This window comes from Sulfurimonas aquatica (assembly GCF_017357825.1).
Lineage (GTDB): Bacteria > Campylobacterota > Campylobacteria > Campylobacterales > Sulfurimonadaceae > Sulfurimonas > Sulfurimonas aquatica.
Map to the genome: position 1 here is coordinate 2,041,826 of NZ_CP046072.1, position 18,321 is coordinate 2,060,146.

An 18,321-nucleotide genomic window follows, 5' to 3' on the forward strand; every position below is an offset into this window, starting at 1 on the left:
ATGACTATCTTGATATCTGGCTCAACAGGTTTTTTAGGAAGCTATTTATTAAAATCATTTATCCGAATGGGACATAAAGTCATAGCGCTTAAAAGATCAACTTCTGATACTTATAGGATGGACAATAAGTTAAATGAATGCACTATTTGCGATATAGATAAAATAGCATTAAAAAACATCTTTGAAAATCATAAAATAGATATAGTAATAAATACAGTTACAAACTATGGAAGAAGTGACAGTAAAATATCTTCAATTCTTGATACAAACTTAATATTTGGATTAAAACTATTAGAAGAATCTGTGTCAAACAATGTTAAAGCTTTTATAAATACTGACACACTATTAGAAAGAGATATAAACGCATACGCCTTATCAAAAGCTCAACTAGTGGATTGGATGAAGTTTTTATCAGATAAGTCTACAAAGATGATTAATATAAAGATTGAACATATGTATGGTTTACAAGACGATGAGAATAAATTTATATATTGGTTAATTAACCAACTAAAACAAAATATTCAAAAGATAGACTTAACAAGTGGTACTCAAAAAAGAGACTTTATTTATATAACTGACATTGTAAATGCATATGAAATTATAGTTCAGAATATAGAAAAGTTATCAAACTACGAAGAGTTTGAGTTAGGTAATGGTGATTCTATAGAAGTTAAAAAGTTTATAGAACTTATTTATAAAGAGTTATCAAAGAAACAAACTGTAGAAACACTTTTAAATTTTGGAGCTGTAGAATATAGAGCTAATGAAAATATGAATATACAAGCTGACATTTCAAAACTAGAAAAACTTGGATGGGAATCAGTAGTTTCAATGGAAAATGGAATAAAAAAAATAATAAACGGAGAAGTCAAATGACTAAACAAGAACAATTAAAAGAAGAGATACTCAATAAAACAAAAGAGTACTATGAACTAGTTCATAAACCACAACAAGATAAAAAATTTGTAGATGGCGAAAGCAGAGTGAACTATGCTGGTCGTGTATTTGATGAAACTGAAATGCAATACCTTGTTGATAGCTCGTTAGACTTTTGGCTTACTTATGGAGATTATTCTAAAAAGTTTGAAAAAGATTTAGCTAAGTTTTTAAATGTAAGATGGTCTTTTTTAGTAAACTCTGGAAGTTCTGCAAATCTTTTAGCATTTTATGCTCTAACCTCTCCACTTCTAAAAGAGAGACAAGTAAAACGCGGTGATGAAGTTATAACCGTTGCCGCATGTTTCCCAACAACAATTGCTCCTATAGTTCAGTATGGTGCGGTTCCAGTATTTGTAGATATGGAAATGACACATATAAATATGGATGTTACTCAGTTAGAAAAAGCACTCTCACCAAAAACAAAAGCTATTATGATTGCACATACTCTAGGAAATCCATTCGACATTAAATCGATAAAAGAGTTCTGCGATAAACACAATCTTTGGCTCATAGAAGACAACTGTGATGCTCTTGGAAGTATATATGATGGAAAGCCGACGGGAACTTGGGGCGACATAGGAACAAGTAGTTTTTACCCTCCTCACCATATGACAATGGGTGAAGGTGGAGCTACTTACACTGACAATCCTCTTTTACAAAAAATCATGCTTAGTATGAGAGACTGGGGGAGAGACTGCTGGTGTGAAAGTGGTGTAGACAATACATGTGGAGCTAGGTTCTCTAAAAGTTTAGGAACACTTCCAAAAGGGTATGACCATAAGTATGTTTACTCTCACTTTGGATTTAATCTAAAAGTGTCAGATATGCAGGCAGCAGTTGGTGTTGCACAACTTGAAAAGTTTCCATCGTTTGTTCAAAAAAGAAAAGATAACCATAAAAGACTTCTAAATGGATTAGAAGGACTTGAAAAATATATCTCTATTCAAAAAGCGACTCCAAACTCTGATCCTAGCTGGTTTGGATTTTTAATTACCGTAAATGAAGGTATGAAGTTTTCAAGAAACGATATGTCTATGTTCTTAGAAGAAAATAATATTCAAACAAGAAACTTATTTGCTGGAAATGTACTCAGACATCCTCTATTTGATAGTATGACTGAGAATGAAGACTATAGAGCTGTTAGTGAACTTGAAAATACTGATAAAATAATGAATGATAGTTTCTGGATAGGTCTTTACCCTGGTATGGGTGATGATGCTATTGACTATATGGTTAAAAAAATTAAAGAATTTTTAAAGGCTAACTAATGAAATATTTAATAACAGGTGGATGCGGTTTTTTAGGCTCAAATATAGCTAGTGAAATACTTAAGCAGGGCGATGAACTTATAGTCTTTGACAGTCTTTATAGACATGGTTCTTATCAAAACCTTGAATGGCTAAAAACTCAAGGTACATTTGAATTTATTCATGGTGACATTAGAAATACAAACGATGTAGAGCGAACTATTAAAACTCATAAACCAGATGTTATCTATCATTTGGCTGGGCAAGTTGCAATGACTACCTCTATAGCTGATCCTAGAATGGATATGGAAGTAAATGTAGGTGGAAGTTTTAACCTATTAAACGCAGTAAGACTTTATAGTCCAGAGAGTGCAGTAATTTACTCATCTACAAACAAAGTATATGGTGATTTAGAACAATTTACTTATGAAGAAACAGCTACAAGATACAAATGTATAGAAAAACCGAATGGATTTGATGAGAGTGTCAATCTTGATTTTCACTCACCATATGGAACTTCCAAAGGAAGTGCAGATCAATACATGCTAGACTTTGCAAGAATCTATGGACTAAAAACCGTAGTGTTTAGACACTCGTCCATGTTTGGGGGAAGACAGTTCGCTACTTATGACCAAGGATGGATAGGTTGGTTTACACAACAAGCCATCAATATCAAAAATGGAAATCAAAAAGAGCCTTTTACTATCTCTGGAAATGGGAAGCAAGTAAGAGACATAGCTCATGCTGAAGATATGGTTACTCTATATCTGAAAGCCTCAACTAAAATAGACAGTATTAAAGGTCAAGCTTTTAATGTAGGTGGTGGAATAGACAACTCTTCATCTCTTCTTGAACTATTTAGCTTTTTAGAAAAAGAACTAAGTATAAAGATGGAATATAAAGAACTTCCAGTAAGAGAATCAGACCAAAGAGTATTTGTGGCAGACTTATCAAAAGCTAAAGAATTGATTGGATGGGAACCTAAAGTGAGTAAAGAAGAAGGTATATGCAAAATGATTGAATGGATTAAGGGATAAGTATGATACCAGAAATTTTATTTGTGATTCCTACTTATAATAGGATAGATACAATCATGAAAACATTACCCGTGAATATGGATATATGTGAAAGATATAATGTTGATATTGTCGTTATTGATAATTGCTCTACAGATAATACAGGTGAAGAAATAAAATCCATATATCCAAGATTAAATATAATTATTAATTCAATAAATATTGGTTTAAAGGGTTCTTTTAAAAAAATAATCACAGAATATTGTGATCTAGATAAAATTGTTATAATATTATCAGATGAAGATATTATATTTGAATCAGGACTTGTACAATTATTAGAAAAAATTAAATCTGATGATGTACTTTATTCAAAGGAAATAGAATCGGTTTTATATTTTAACTATATAAATAAGGCAGGGAAAGATTTTAACTTCAGGAGAAATAAAAAGAAAATAATCACTTGGAATGATATTGAAATTTTTTCATTTGGTTTGATAAGTGCAGTTGGCTTTAAGGTATCATCTTTAACAGCATCAAATATTGACTGGGAAACACATTTAGATGCTAGAAATGTTTACCCTCACTTTACTTTATTTAAGCATAAAAATGTCTTTACAAATGTTGTAGGACTTCCAATAGCAGCACTTTATAAGGAAGAAAAAGTTTCTTTTTTACATAGTGAATGGGCTTCTAAATCACATCATTTTTCTAAGGAAGCTGTTTCGGATTATCTATCATATCACGAAGAAAATTTTGATACACAAGATGCTAGAAAATTTAGAAGGGTGTATAAAAATATAGCATTTATTTTTACAAGTCAGGATGAATGGAAGTCACTGAAAATGCTTTATAACTTTATTTCGTTATTCATACTTTCACCTAAATTTGGTTTTTATTATGTATTACGAAAATTTGGTTACTAGCTAATAAAAATGGATATTATAATATTAATTTTATTTTATATGGGTGTTTTTATTACATGGGGTACTGAAGCAGTAGGTTCAATCATTAAAAAAATTGGTATGATTTCTAAAAAGAACTTACTCTCATCATCTTTTGTACAATCTTTAAGTATTCTCGCAAGGTTTGGTTTTTTCTTACAATTACTAGTTGTTTCTTGGATTGTTGACGAAAAATTATATTTAGAATCTAGAGGGTCTCTTGCTTTAGGATATACAGTTATGGTCTTATTATCTATTATGATAGTACAAAAGATTGGTCCAAAATCACTTTTTTATCTATTTAACTTGATTATGAATAAGTTTAATTTTGAAACCCATGATAATGCAAATACAGGTGATGTACATATAAGCTTAGTTGCACCTACAATAACTCAAGTATCAGGATATTTATTATTATATACAGGGGGTATGCTACCATTATTAATTCAACTTGCTTTTCCTGAATTTTCTGCAAGAGGTCTTGCCATTGCAGGTGTAGTTAATGGTTTGTCAACGATATTATTAATTGCGATTAATGATACAAAAATGTCCATGCAGATTCATAAAAATGGTTTTAGTAAAATACCAGATCAGCTATATGTTGCAAGATATATAGCTATTTCTATACTTATTATAGTATTAATTGTGTTTAATTTAATTTTTAATTAATATAATGAAATTTAATTCTTCAAAGATTTTTCTAGAATCTCTAAGTTCTGAAAAAATGATATTATTTATTAACAAATTCATATTTATATTATTTTCATATTTAATATTTTTTCCGTCAGTTACTTTTTCTTTAATTAGTGCAGAAATATTTCCTTGGGCAATACTATTTACTTTAATATATATCAAAAGAATAAACAAATTTTTTATATCTATAATTATATTGTTATTATTATCTACAGTGTATGGATACTATTTAAGTGATGGTACGAGTTTATTTGAATCTATTCGTTCTTTTAGCGCATATATGAATACTTTACTAATATTTACATTTTTATTAAATGTTGATTATACTTTTATTAAAAAAATACTTCCTATAGTGCCAAAAGTCTTTTATTTTTTAACAGTTTTAGGATTATTTCAATATTTTAGTTTAATTGATTTTTTAGATCCTTTTTTTAAGTTTTTGGCTCCACGTGCAAGTGCAGAATCACTTGCATATATGGGTAATAGAGGTGTAACCTTGTTAGCCTCTGAACCATCAAGGGCTTCCTATGAGTTTCTATTTATTTATATTGCATATAGAACTATATTTTTAAATCAAAAATTTTATTTATTATCTGACTTATTTTTGATTATATATATGATGTTTATTATCAAATCTGGGGTCGGTCTTATTCTTTCAATTATTTTTTTAATTATTTTTTATAGATTAAAGTTTATATTGTTAGGTGCTGCATTGGTGTTAACAGCATTACCTTTTATGGATGAACTTGGAGGTAGATCATTTGACTTACTGATTAATATTTTGACGATAAATAGTATAGACTCATTATTCGAGATGCTTTTAAATGCTTCAGGCTTCCGATTAATATCAATAATAGCATCATTTAATTATGGGATTATGGAACTTATTGGTGGTGGTATAGGTAATTGGGAACAAAGCTCTATAGTAGCACTTGGTTTAACGGGTTTAGATCCAATGAATATTTCATATTTTAAATGGTTTGGGGGTGGGAATTGGATTAGCATTCGACCTACTTCATATTTTTTTGCATTTATGTTAGACACAGGTATTGTGGGGATTGGCATACTAAGTATATATTTGTATAGAAATTTAATAAATTATTTTAAAATAAACAAAACGAGTCGTAATATTATTGTTTTTTTTGTATTATATTTTTTTATTATAGGCTCTGTTGGAAATCCTATACCATTTGTTTGCCTTGTGGTTACATTAAGGTTTTTAAAAAAAAAGAGATTAAAATATGATTATTATTAGATTAGCTAATGTTTTAATAAACCAAATATTTGAACTTGCTCTAGCCCAAAAAAATGAAATAAGGATATAAGCATGAAAGCTTTAATTTCAATAATCACACCTTCATATAATTCTTCAAGGTTCATTGCTCAGACTATTGAATCAGTATTAGCACAAACTTATAAAAATTGGGAAATGATAATCGTAGATGATGTTTCAGCTGATGGCTCAAATGAGATAATAGAAGAATATTGTAAAAAAGACAATCGTATTAAACTAATCAAACTTGAAAAAAATAGTGGTCCAGCAGAAGCAAGAAATAGAGCTATTCAAGAGGCTCAAGGACGATATATTACTTTTTTAGATGCAGATGATTTATGGATATCAGAAAAATTGGAAAAGCAGATAAAGTTCATGAATGAGAATAACTTGCCTTTTACATATAGTTCTTATTACTTAATAGATGAAGATAATAATAATTTAGGTAAGTTTATTACCAAAGGTGAAATATCTTATAGTAGTATGTTAAAAACCTGTAGTGTCGGATGTTTAACAGCTATCTATGATACTCAGAAACTCGGAAAAGTTTATATGCCGTTAATTCGAAAAAGACAAGATTATGGGTTATGGTTGAAAATCCTTAAAGATATAAAAACTTCAAAAGGTATGTTAGAGCCATTAGCCACGTATAGAATACTTGAAAATTCCGTATCTTCAAATAAGATAAAAGCTGCACAGTATCAATGGAAAATATACAGAGAAATTGAAAAGATAAGTTTGCTTAAAAGCATATATTATTTTATTCAATATTCCTATAATGGTATTATAAAATACAAGTAAATTTAATAAAAGAGAAAAATTAATGCAAGGATTAAGAATATGATAATAGTAAGATTGGCTGGTGGATTAGGTAATCAGATATTCCAACTGGGGGCTGCCCTTTTAATGGCAAATGTGACAAAAATAAAAAAAATTAAAATTGACGACAGGGCCTTAGGAAGTTATGAGGCGAAACATAAAAATGAATTATTTGATTTTTTTGATTTGAATAAGATTGACTTAAGTTTTGATGTTGGTTCTAGTTTATTAACAAAGATTAGGATAGCAAAAGTTTTTCCATTTAAAGTTTATAAGTATCCTTTTGTGAGTGATTCAAACTTTTCATTAGCTCTTAAAAGACCGAATAAATCATTTATTTTATTAGATGGTTATTTTCAAAAATCCTTAAAACAAGAAGATTTTAATAGAGAAGTTAGTCTCTTAAAAAAGATTATTATACCTAATAATATGAAGCAAAAAGATGAGTGTGTAGTACATATTAGAGGGGGGGATTTTGTAAAACTAGGATGGAATAGTGTAACACCAATTGGATATTATATAGAAGCAATTAAAAAAATGATTAATGATTATGGCATAAATAAATTCAATATTGTAACTGACGACAGAGATTATGCGAACAGTATCTTAAATGAATTGAATGATTTGAATTTTAGTTATTCTTATATAGGTGGTAGCTTAAAAGAAGATTTTAATTTGATTGGTAGCTTTAATTATAGAATACTTTCATCTAGTACATTTGCACTTTGGGCAAGTGCATTCGGTGCAAATGATGAGAGTACTGTAATTGCTCCTGAATATTGGTTACCAAACAAAAAAAGAGAAATTTATTTACCAAATGAAATTAGAGTAAGCTATAAATAATTTTTTTATTATTACTCCATCATATAATATATAGTAAAACTATTAATACAGTTTTATTGTAAACATAAATCAATTTAAATTCGATGATAGTTGATGGGATAAATAGGAATTTTTAATTATAAAGGATTTTAAAATATTATTCAATAGCTACGAATTCATATTTGCTTTTTTACCAATAACATTTTTTCTATACTTCTATCTAAATCATAATAGACTTACAGAAGCCAGTAAAGCTTTTTTAGTCTTTAGCAGTTTGTTCTTTTATAGTTGGTGGAATATTGCTTATCTTCCTATTATATTATCATCAATGCTTTTTAATTATATTATTGGGACAGCTCTTAATAAAGATAATGAGGAGCGACTTCATAGATTCTCTAAAAAAACACTCTTAACTTTTGGTATAGTCTCAAATTTAGCACTACTTGGATACTTCAAGTATATGGATTTCTTTATAGAGAATATTAACTTACTAAGTGCTGCTTATATACCTTTACTTCATTTAGCTCTACCATTAGCAATTTCATTTTTTACATTTCAACAGATAGCCTATCTAGTAGATAGTTATAGACAAGAAACTGCGGAGTATGACTTCTTAAACTACTCACTATTCGTAACATTTTTTCCTCAACTTATAGCAGGTCCAATTGTTCATCATAGTGAGATGATGCCACAGTTTGCTAAAACAAAAAACAAAGTAAAGAATTACAGAAATATAGCAATGGGAGTGTTTATCTTTTCACTAGGCCTATTTAAAAAAGTTGTTATCGCTGATACTTTTGCCGTATGGGCTACACAAGGTTTTGATGTGGCTACAACTCTTAATTTGTTTGAGGCATGGGCTACATCTCTTTCTTATACTTTTCAGCTCTACTTTGATTTTAGTGGCTATACAGATATGGCTATTGGTATTGCATTGCTTTTTAACATAAAACTACCTATTAACTTCAACAGCCCCTATAAAGCTACAAGCATACAAGACTTCTGGAGAAGATGGCATATAACACTTAGTAGATTTCTAAGAGATTATATTTACATACCTCTTGGTGGATATAGAAAAGGGGAGTTTAGAACTTACACTAACTTAATGGCTACTTTTATACTAGGTGGTATTTGGCACGGTGCTGGTTGGACTTTTATGTTTTGGGGATTTCTTCACGGTATAGCATTGGTTATAAACAGAGCTTGGAGTAAATTAGGTTTTAAACTTTGGATTTGGTTGGCTTGGTTGATTACGTTTAACTTTGTGAATATTGCCTGGGTGTTCTTTAGAGCAAAAGAGTGGGAGGATGCTGTTAAGGTTTTGAGCTCGATGCTTAGTTTGGATGATATTATATTACCAGGATTTATGTCATCGAAGTTTTATTTTTTATTTCAGTATGGTTTTCAATTTGGTGGATTTGTTGATAATATTAAAGGTGGGAAAGACACTTTTGCTTACTTGTTTATAGCTTTTGTATTAGTTCTATTATTTAAGAACTCAACATTTCATATGAATAAAATAAAATTTAATTATTTAACGATATTATTTGTAAGTCTTTGCTTGTCAATTAGTATTCTATCACTAAATCAAGTGTCTGAATTTGTATATTTTAATTTTTAGGAATAACATGAACATAAAAAAATGGGTGCAATTAACTTTACTGTCGTCAATTATTATGATATTCTTAATGGGAATGACTAATTATATTGTTGACCCGTATAATATATACAATCATGAATATTTTAAGTTTAAAAAATCGTGTCAAGACAACAAGTTAAGATTGGTTAAAATAATTAAAACCGAGGAAATAAAACCCAAAAGTATTTGTTTAGGAACTTCGAGGGCATTAACTGGATTAAATCCAAAACATTCATATTTTATACAGCCTTCATATAATTTAGCTACATCAGGAAGCTCCATGTATGAAAATAAACTCTACTTAATGCATGTAATAAAACAAGGTAATTTAAAAAGAGTACTCTTATCATTAGACTATATAATGTTTAACACTGATAAACAAGCCAAGTATCTTGATTTTGAATCTTACTTTGAAAAAAATAAATTTAGTCTTATTTTTAGTATAGATACCTTGTTAGATAGTGTAAATACTGTTATAGCTATGCAAGATTCCGGTATTTTATATTTAGAAAATGGTCAAAGAACACACGATTGTTTTCAAAAAAGGGTAGATTCATTAAATGGTCATTTGGGATTAATGAAAAAAGATGAATCTATATATTATAAAAATTACTCAACAGACTATATATACCAAGATACAAAGAGAAATTCTTTTTTAGATTTAGAAGATATAGTTAAGTTATGCTATGAAAATAAAATAGATTTAGACATAATATTTAATCCATCACACATTAGGCAGTGGGAAGCCTTAGACTATTATTTAAGTTATGATAAATGGTTACAGTGGAAAAAGGATGTAGTGATAACAGTGAACAAAATCGCAAAAAATTATAACAAGAGTCCATTTAGAATAGTTGATTTTGCAATATATCATCAATTTACTGCTGAAGTTATACCAAATAATAATTCTAAAATGCAATATTATTGGGAGTCTAGTCACTATAAAAATGCATTGGGTAATATTGTTTTAGATGTGCTAGAAAAAAATGGTAGTGATAAATATAAAGGTTTTGGAGTAGGACTATACTTATCTAATATAGACCAACATATAAATGAGCAAAAAGTACAAAGAAATCAATTTATTGATGCGGATAATTTTAAATATAATAATAAAGAGTATCTTAACCAAAAACAAGAGAAGTGAAAATGACTAATAGAAGCGGATAAAGTTTGTTTAAAATTTGAACTATAAAGAAAAAAGTACTCTATTTGGTTCTTTTAAAAGAACAACAAAATAATCTGCTCTTGGATTATTTTATTTTTTAAATTATCATTTAAAAAAAACGCCAGCAAAGATTCAAACGCCAGCAAAGATTCAAACGCCAGCAAAGATTCAAACGCCAGCAAAGATTCAAACGCCAGCAAAGATTCAAACGCCAGCAAAGATTCAAACGCCAGCAAAGATTCAAACGCCAGCAAAGATTCAAACGCCAGCAAAGATTCAAACGCCAGCAAAGATTCAAACGCCAGCAAAGATTCAAACGCCAGCAAAGATTCAAACGCCAGCAAAGATTCAAACGCCAGCAAAGATTCAAACGCCAGCAAAGATTCAAACGCCAGCAAAGATTCAAACGCCAGCAAAGATTCAAACGCCAGCAAAGATTCAAACGCCAGCAAAGATTCAAACGCCAGCAAAGATTCAAACGCCAGCAAAGATTCAAACGCCAGCAAAGATTCAAACGCCAGCAAAGATTCAAACGCCAGCAAAGATTCAAACGCCAGCAAAGATTCAAACGCCAGCAAAGATTCAAACGCCAGCAAAGATTCAAACGCCAGCAAAGATTCAAACGCCAGCAAAGATTCAAACGCCAGCAAAGATTCAAACGCCAGCAAAGATTCAAACGCCAGCAAAGATTCAAACGCCAGCAAAGATTCAAACGCCAGCAAAGATTCAAACGCCAGCAAAGATTCAAACGCCAGCAAAGATTCAAACGCCAGCAAAGATTCAAACGCCAGCAAAGATTCAAACGCCAGCAAAGATTCAAACGCCAACAAAGATTCAAACGCCAACAAAGATTCAAACGCCAACAAAGATTCAAACGCCAACAAAGATTCAAACGCCAACAAAGATTTTGCTATGCCCTTTGGGTACATCCCCCAAGGGGACTTCCTCGCTACGCTCACGGCGAACTCCAGCTCGACAACAAAAGCTTTTATGCAGTACAGTTCAAAGCAAAGATTTGTTTACGCCCTTGTGGTGCAAACGCCAGCAAAGATTTTGCTATGCCCTTTGGGTACATCCCCCAAGGGGACTTCCTCGCTACGCTCACGGCGAACTCCAGCTCGACAACAAAAGCTTTTATGCAGTACAGTTCAAAGCAAAGATTTGTTTACGCCCTTGTGGTGCAAACGCCAGCAAAGATTTTGCTATGCCCTTTGGGTACATCCCCCAAGGGGACTTCCTCGCTACGCTCACGGCGAACTCCAGCATCGACAACAGTTTCTGCAAAGATTTTCCTATCCCCCTTGTGGGGATGTTGATGCCCTTGCGGTGCAAACGCCAGCAAAGATTCATCCCCCCAAGGGGACTTCCTCGCTACGCTCACGGCGAACTCCAGCTCGACAACAAAAGCTTTCACTCCACACAGTTCAAAGCAAAGATTTGTTTACGCCCTTGTGGTGCAAACGCCAGCAAAGATTTTGCTATGCCCTTTGGGTACATCCCCCAAGGGGACTTCCTCGCTACGCTCACGGCGAACTCCAGCTCGACAACAAAAGCTTTCACTCCACACAGTTCAAAGCAAAGATTTGTTTACGCCCTTGTGGTGCAAACGCCAGCAAAGATTTTGCTATGCCCTTTGGGTACATCCCCCAAGGGGACTTCCTCGCTACACTCACGGTGAACTCCAGCTCGACAACAAAGGTACAAATGTAATAGTAACTAGATTGCTTCGTTCCTCGCAATGACGGAGGAAGTTCCTCACTATAGTGGGAGAAGTCAAACATCGCTGTCATTGCGAGGAGCTTGCGACGAAGTAATCTAGGTGCTTAAGTCATTATCTCTCGAGTGCAGTAACAATAACAGTCGTAGCAAGTAGATTGCTTCGTTCCTCGTAATGACCGAGGAAATTTGTTCTAATGATATGAGGAAGATTCTCTCAATGATGAAGGGGACTTCCTCGCTTCGCTCATGGCGAACTCCATCATCGACATCAAGAGCTTTCATGCAGTACAGTTCAAAACAAAGATTTTCCTATCTCCCTTGTGTGACAAACTGTGATGCCAAAAGGCGAGGCTGAAGCCACATATCCGAAGAGCGAGTTTTGGATTTACTACTTCAGCCACAGCTTAAGAGGTTGAAAAAGTTTGAGCTTTAGATGAGGCCGCAGATAAATTTAGATATAATTACCTAATATGAAAAAGTCATGGGAGAATCAAATAGTATGCCTAGAATAGATTTATTGAAAGAAGAATTAGCAGTCCTAAGAGAAGAATACAAAAATTTATTTTTATTTCTCTTGGCAACCTTAACAGGGACTGTGACTAGTTTTTATTAAGTTTTAGCTGGAAAAGTTGAAATGTATATTCTAATTGTATCTATTTTAGGTTTTGTGTCTTCTGGATTTATCATGATTCTAATTAAAAAGTTAAGATTAAAAATGGATCAAAATATAAAAGAATTAGGAGAAATAAAATGATGACAATAATAGCACTTGTTGGAAGTATAATGATTGCAGGTTTAATAATGTATGCCGCCAAAGTTATGGTGAGTGTATAGATTTAAAGTTCTAAGTATATTTAATATTAGCAAAGATTTACTTACACCCTTGTGGTGCATCCCCAAGGGGACTTCCTCACTCCGCTCACCGAGAACTCCAACATCGAAAACAAAGGTACAACTGTAATAGTAACTAGATTGCTTCGTTCCTCGCAATGACGGAGGAAGTTAGATGTCGCTGTCATTGCGAGGAGCTTGTGACGAAGTAATCTACTTTCTTAGGCCTTTCGCTTTCTAGGTTTGCTTGCACCCTTTATAATGGCCTGAATATTTAAGACATAAATTCAGCGAAGTTAATTTCTAAAATAGATAAAATATTACGAAGTTAATGGAGAAATTATGAGTCGAAAAAAAGGTCAAACCTATAGTGCCGAGCAGAAGACGAAAATAGTGTTAGAGTTACTAAAAGAAGAAGAGACTATTGCACAGATAGCCGCTAGGTATAAAATCACTTCTCAATCCATTACAAAATGGAAAAAGCAATTCTTGGAAAATGCTTCACTTGCATTTGAACCAGCCAAAGCAGTACAAGAATTTAAAAATGAGATAAAAAATAAAGATGAAGAGATAGAAGAGCTTCAAAAACAACTGGGTAAATCAGTTGTTGAAAAGGAATGGCTAGCAAAAAAGCTAGAGAGCTCGGTCTCATTTAAAGAGAGAAAAACTCTTATCGAGAACGGGCTTGAACTAACAAAGATTTTGCTATGCCCTTTGGGTACATCCCCCAAGGGGACTTCCTCGCTAGCGCTCACCGCGAACTCCAACATCGACATCAAGAGCTTTAACTCAGTTAAGTATAGTATTTAATCAACTTATGCTAAAATACCTAAAAACTCATAAGGAAAGATGATGTTAACACTTAAAATTCAGAATCCAGAGATAGAAAAAATATTTTTAGAAGGTTTTAGCAGTAATAAAGAGATGTTTTTTGACTTTGTAAAAGAAAATTACAACAAAATGGTTCTTCTTAAAAGCTTAGAAAAATCTGCTCAACAAGCAAAACTGCAAAACTCACAGGAGTTAGATGAAACAACTTTAGATGATTTGATAGCTGATGTTAAAAATAGTTCCAACTCCTGAGTTTATAAAGCAAGTAAAAAAACTCGCAAAATCTTATAAAAAAATACCTGATGATTTAGAATCATTAAAAACACAATTAGTTCAAAATCCTAGAGCAGGAACTGATCTAGGAAATAACTGCTTTAAAATAAGACTTAAAAACTCTTCAATTCCTGTTGGAAAAAGTGGTGGTTTTCGTGTAGTCACCTACTATATTGACAGGGACAATACCATACGACTTCTTCTTATCTACACAAAAACTCAAAAAGACAACATAACAGATAAAGAGCTAAGCGAAGTACTTAATAACAACAACTTATAGCCTTACCGGATGTTTCCATTCTTATGCTGTAAACGCCATCAAAGATTCAAACACCAACAAAGCCGTATAACCCCGAAGAACTTCGGGGTTCCTAAAGAAGCACCTTCTCTTCGCTCACCTCGAACTCCAGCTCGACAACAAAAGCTTTTACTCAGTACAGTTTATGCCCTTATGGTGTAACTTATATTTGAAGTGAAGTTTAGATATAATAATTAAAACCAAGAATTAGGAAGGCATGTGCAGTTTATATATCGAGTTCATGCAGTTGAGAGAATGTTTCAAAGAGATATTGAAGATGTAGATGTTGAGTATGTTATCAAAAATGGTAATGTTATTGAAAGCTATACTGATGACAAGCCTTATCCATCTTATTTATCTTTAGAAAAAAATGGGGCTACTCTTGTTTTTAAAAATGTTCCTGCTCTCGTTTGTGATAATTGTGGCGAAAAGTATCTAGCGGGAAAAACTTCAAAAGAACTCCTAGTAAAAGCTAAAGAAATTGCCAAAAGTGGTGTAGAAATAGATATTCGAGATTATCAAAAAGTTGCATAAATAATCATCACACCAAAGATTTTGCTATCCCCTTTGAGGATCTTGATGCCCTTGTGCAGCAAATGTTCTTAAAAATAAACCACTACATGTGGTTGTTTCATATAAAGCAAAAATCAAGCACTCTATGGTGGAAATATCTGAATTTCCGTATCCTGATAAAAAAGTAAGTTGATATGAGAGTAGATTGCCGCACTTCGTTCGCAATGACGGGGAAGAGAAAGTATGTTGCAATGACGGGAGAGCTTACATTTGCAACAACAGAAGAAGTTAGACATCGCTGTCATTGCGAGGAGCTTACGACAAAGTAATCTACTTTCTTAGGCCTTTCGCTTTCTAGGTTTGCTTGCACCCTTGTCCTCGCTACACTCACCGCGAACTCCACCATCGACAAACTTTTTTTATAATTAGAGCAATCTGTATTGACAAGGCATCTACAAAAAAGATATACTAGTAGTCATAAAGGAAGATGTATGAGTAAGCGGATTTTGTGGAATGAAGAGAAAAACCAACTTTTACAACTTCAAAGAGGTGTCTCTTTTGATGAGGTACTTAAGCAAATTGAGTATGGTAATATACTAGGAAGAAAAGTCCATCCTAGTGAACAATACCCAAATCAAGAGATTTTTATAATTAGACTACGAGATTATGTTTACTATGTGCCATTTGTAGAAGATGATGAAAAAATCTTTTTAAAGACAATAATACCGAGTAGAAAACTCAATAAAATATATGGAGAATAGAATGAAGAAAGATAAGATTGTTCTTGATAGTGATGAGATGGAGCTTTTAGAAGAACTGGAGAACGACATTTATATAGATAAGCCCTTAAGTGAGCAAGAGTTAAAAAGTTATCAACAAGATGCAAAGTATACAAAAGCACTACAAGAGAAAAAGCAGACCACTATTCGTTTTTCTGTACAGGATTTAGCTATTGTCAAATCTAAAGCAAAAGAGTTAGGAATAGGATATCAAAACCTTATACAAGCGCTTGTTCATAATTATGCAACTGGAAAAGTGGATCTTCATGTGTAACTAAGTTTTGAAAATTGGAAAGTGATTTTAAAACCAGAGGGAGTCAAAAGTGAAATGTATAATCTGAAAAAATGGCGAGACCAAAGATGGTTTTACAACAATAACATTAGAAAAAATGCTAAAAGGAGTATAGAAATAGATATTCGCGATTATCAAAAAGTTGCACTCTCGTCCTCGCTTCTATCAGGGCGAACTCTACAATCGACCAGATGGACTTTTCGCTTGCTTCATTGGAACTTAATTTATGATAGTTAAAACTCTCATGCCATATCGATCTGAAAAACCTTTTTATTTCTGAGAGTTTGGAATCTGGAACTTGTTCCAGAAGAGTATGCTTTAATGCCGTGCTGCCCCGAAGAACTTCGGGGTTCCTGAGAGGCTTTGAGAGTTTTTTATAAAAGTTTAGATAGCATTGCTAACAAAAAAGATAAAAATGTACGAAAAACTTCCTCATATTAGCTTACATGATTATTATCAGTTTATTACGTTTAGAACATATGACAGCATGGATGCATTTATCTATAAAATCCAAGACAATCATAACCTCACTAGTAAAATGAAACAGTTTCACATTGATGCATATCTAGATGAGTCAAAAAATGGTGCATATCTATTTGGTGGGAACATCGCTATATTAAAAGATCATATATTATCAAAAAACAATATTTTATATGAAGTCGATACTCTTTGCATTATGCCAAATCATGTGCATCTTCTCATTAAACAAAAAGATGATTTATCTAGGATTATGAAATATATAAAAGCAAAGAGTGCCATAGAATTAAATAAAAGTTTAGGCAAAAAAGGAAAGTTTTGGTTAAGTGGCTATTTTGACAGGCTTATTCGTAATCAAGAACATTATGATTTGGTATATCGCTATATTTTAGATAATCCTTTTAAAGTAAATCTTTTGGATGCTAAAGAGAGAGTTTACTCGAAGTATGAACTTTAGCCCCGAAGAACTTCGGGGTTCCTATAAGATTTTGGAATCTGGAACTTGTGCAGAAGAGTATATTTTAATGCCGTGTTCTCCCGAAGAACTTCGGGATTCCTGAAGAGTGTTGGAATCTGGAACTTGTTCCAGAAGAGTACGCTTTGATGTTTAATGAAACATGCAATCTACAACTCCAAAAAGAAACTTAAAAGAATAATTTCTATATAATTCATCTAAACTAAAATGGTTAAATAAAGGTTTAAACTTGTATATACTTGAGCTGTTAGCGATACTCATTTTCTCATACTTTTCCGTCAAGCTGCTTATAAAATATGCCCATGCTTTAGATCTTGTCGACATTCCAAACGAACGTAGTCATCACTGTGATATTATCCCTAGTGGTGCGGGTATAGGATTTATACTTACTTTTTTTGTCTCTATGGCTCTTTTTGAGTTTAACTTGTTTATAGAAAACGCTTGTACGTTTTTAGCTATTTTTCTTGTTTTCTTGATTGGTATAGTAGATGACCGTATAGAAGTCTCTGCGAAGCTCAAGTTTGTAGTGATATTTTTAGCGGTGTTTGTTATGTCCTTTGATGATATGCTAATATTTTCACTGGGGACGTGGTATGGTTATGATCTTGTACTTCCTTGGTTTGGTGCCTTACTCTTTAGTATGTTCGCGCTAGCTGGATTTACAAACGCACTCAACCTTATAGATGGTATAGATGGGCTCTCTAGTAGTGTTTCCATCGTTATACTTCTCTTTTTTGCTTTTCTTGGAGTTGAGTATGACAACCATCTTATACTTACTATTTCTACTTTTACCATCGCCGTTATACTCGGTTTTTTATTTTTAAACTGGAACCCTGCTCATATATTTATGGGTGATAGCGGGAGTCTCTCTCTTGGTTTTATCATCAGTGTTTTAGCTGTTATGAGTCTTGAGCACATTCACCCTATCTCTGTTTTATACCTAGCAGCCATACCTCTACTAGATACTCTCATAGTAATGGTAAGAAGAATCAGACGAGGCAAGTCTCCTTTTTCTCCTGATAAAACGCATATACACCATATAGTCGTGAAGTTTTTTGATATGAATGTAAAAAGAACGGTCTTTTTCTTAAGTCTACTTCAGGTTATCTTTAGTTCCATAGGTTATATGATACTAGACTCCATAAACAAACATGGTTCACAAAATGTTCCCCTTTTTGCTCTTCTTGGCTTTATTCTTATGTTTGTGCTTTTTTATATGATATTTACCGGTATGCAAAAACGCCAACTCAGACTCGATAAACAAAATAAATCCTCTTAA

Annotated in this window: 20 protein-coding genes; 18 read left to right on the forward strand and 2 right to left on the reverse strand. The window is 32.4% G+C overall.

Annotation, left to right across the window (positions count from 1 at the left end):
* From GJV85_RS09685 to GJV85_RS09730, 10 genes are all read left to right on the forward strand, one after another.
* A complete protein-coding gene (locus GJV85_RS09685; RefSeq protein WP_207561180.1) occupies positions 1-876 on the forward strand; it encodes an NAD-dependent epimerase/dehydratase in 876 nt (291 codons plus the stop codon).
* Positions 873-2,207 carry a lipopolysaccharide biosynthesis protein RfbH gene (gene rfbH / locus GJV85_RS09690; protein WP_207561181.1) on the forward strand — a complete coding sequence of 445 codons (1,335 nt, stop codon included), beginning with the start codon at positions 873-875 and terminating at the stop codon, positions 2,205-2,207. Before GJV85_RS09685 ends, rfbH begins: the two co-directional genes overlap by 4 nt.
* Entirely contained in the window at positions 2,207-3,223 is a 1,017-nt protein-coding gene (locus tag GJV85_RS09695; protein ID WP_207561182.1) for a GDP-mannose 4,6-dehydratase, read from the forward strand. Before rfbH ends, GJV85_RS09695 begins: the two co-directional genes overlap by 1 nt.
* A gap of 2 nt (positions 3,224-3,225) precedes the next feature.
* Complete coding sequence (locus GJV85_RS09700; protein ID WP_207561183.1) at positions 3,226-4,125, forward strand: glycosyltransferase family 2 protein; 900 nt, start codon at positions 3,226-3,228, stop codon at positions 4,123-4,125.
* Positions 4,126-4,134: 9 nt separating this feature from the next.
* A complete protein-coding gene (locus GJV85_RS09705) occupies positions 4,135-4,812 on the forward strand; it encodes a hypothetical protein (protein WP_207561184.1) in 678 nt (225 codons plus the stop codon).
* A 304-nt stretch (positions 4,813-5,116) separates the two neighbouring features.
* The gene (locus GJV85_RS09710; protein WP_207561185.1) at positions 5,117-6,091 is read left to right on the forward strand and encodes a hypothetical protein; all 975 of its coding nucleotides are present in this window, start codon (positions 5,117-5,119) and stop codon (positions 6,089-6,091) included.
* 72 nt (positions 6,092-6,163) lie between these two features.
* On the forward strand, positions 6,164-6,910 hold the full coding sequence (locus GJV85_RS09715; protein WP_207561186.1) for a glycosyltransferase family 2 protein: 747 nt from the start codon (positions 6,164-6,166) through the stop codon (positions 6,908-6,910).
* A gap of 39 nt (positions 6,911-6,949) precedes the next feature.
* Positions 6,950-7,771, forward strand: coding sequence for an alpha-1,2-fucosyltransferase (locus tag GJV85_RS09720; protein ID WP_207561187.1), 822 nt, complete (start codon positions 6,950-6,952; stop codon positions 7,769-7,771).
* 133 nt (positions 7,772-7,904) lie between these two features.
* A complete protein-coding gene (locus GJV85_RS09725; protein WP_207563182.1) occupies positions 7,905-9,371 on the forward strand; it encodes an MBOAT family O-acyltransferase in 1,467 nt (488 codons plus the stop codon).
* Positions 9,372-9,378: 7 nt separating this feature from the next.
* Positions 9,379-10,533 (forward strand): hypothetical protein, encoded by a 1,155-nt coding sequence (locus GJV85_RS09730; RefSeq protein WP_207561188.1) that lies wholly within the window; start codon positions 9,379-9,381, stop codon positions 10,531-10,533.
* 74 nt (positions 10,534-10,607) lie between these two features.
* Here GJV85_RS09730 and GJV85_RS09735 read toward each other — a convergent pair whose 3' ends face one another.
* Positions 10,608-11,513: a hypothetical protein gene (locus GJV85_RS09735; protein WP_207561189.1), complete on the reverse strand. Its 906-nt coding sequence runs from the start codon at positions 11,511-11,513 to the stop codon at positions 10,608-10,610.
* Between the two features lie 175 nt (positions 11,514-11,688).
* Positions 11,689-11,838, reverse strand: coding sequence for a hypothetical protein (locus tag GJV85_RS09740; RefSeq protein WP_207561190.1), 150 nt, complete (start codon positions 11,836-11,838; stop codon positions 11,689-11,691).
* A 1,608-nt stretch (positions 11,839-13,446) separates the two neighbouring features.
* Here GJV85_RS09740 and GJV85_RS13715 point away from each other — a divergent pair.
* The 8 genes from GJV85_RS13715 to GJV85_RS09780 all read left to right on the forward strand — a co-directional run bounded on the left by GJV85_RS13715 (position 13,447) and on the right by GJV85_RS09780 (position 18,321).
* A complete protein-coding gene (locus tag GJV85_RS13715; protein ID WP_242689779.1) occupies positions 13,447-13,914 on the forward strand; it encodes a transposase in 468 nt (155 codons plus the stop codon).
* 42 nt (positions 13,915-13,956) lie between these two features.
* A complete protein-coding gene (locus tag GJV85_RS09750) occupies positions 13,957-14,187 on the forward strand; it encodes a hypothetical protein (protein ID WP_207561191.1) in 231 nt (76 codons plus the stop codon).
* Entirely contained in the window at positions 14,162-14,488 is a 327-nt protein-coding gene (locus tag GJV85_RS09755; protein ID WP_207561192.1) for a type II toxin-antitoxin system RelE/ParE family toxin, read from the forward strand. Before GJV85_RS09750 ends, GJV85_RS09755 begins: the two co-directional genes overlap by 26 nt.
* 237 nt (positions 14,489-14,725) lie before the next feature.
* Complete coding sequence (locus GJV85_RS09760; protein ID WP_207561193.1) at positions 14,726-15,040, forward strand: DUF4258 domain-containing protein; 315 nt, start codon at positions 14,726-14,728, stop codon at positions 15,038-15,040.
* Positions 15,041-15,510: 470 nt separating this feature from the next.
* On the forward strand, positions 15,511-15,780 hold the full coding sequence (locus GJV85_RS09765; protein WP_207561194.1) for a BrnT family toxin: 270 nt from the start codon (positions 15,511-15,513) through the stop codon (positions 15,778-15,780).
* Position 15,781: 1 nt separating this feature from the next.
* A complete protein-coding gene (locus GJV85_RS09770; RefSeq protein ID WP_207561195.1) occupies positions 15,782-16,072 on the forward strand; it encodes a hypothetical protein in 291 nt (96 codons plus the stop codon).
* Positions 16,073-16,505: 433 nt separating this feature from the next.
* Entirely contained in the window at positions 16,506-17,024 is a 519-nt protein-coding gene (locus tag GJV85_RS09775) for a transposase (protein ID WP_207561196.1), read from the forward strand.
* Between the two features lie 247 nt (positions 17,025-17,271).
* Positions 17,272-18,321: a glycosyltransferase family 4 protein gene (locus GJV85_RS09780; RefSeq protein ID WP_207561197.1), complete on the forward strand. Its 1,050-nt coding sequence runs from the start codon at positions 17,272-17,274 to the stop codon at positions 18,319-18,321.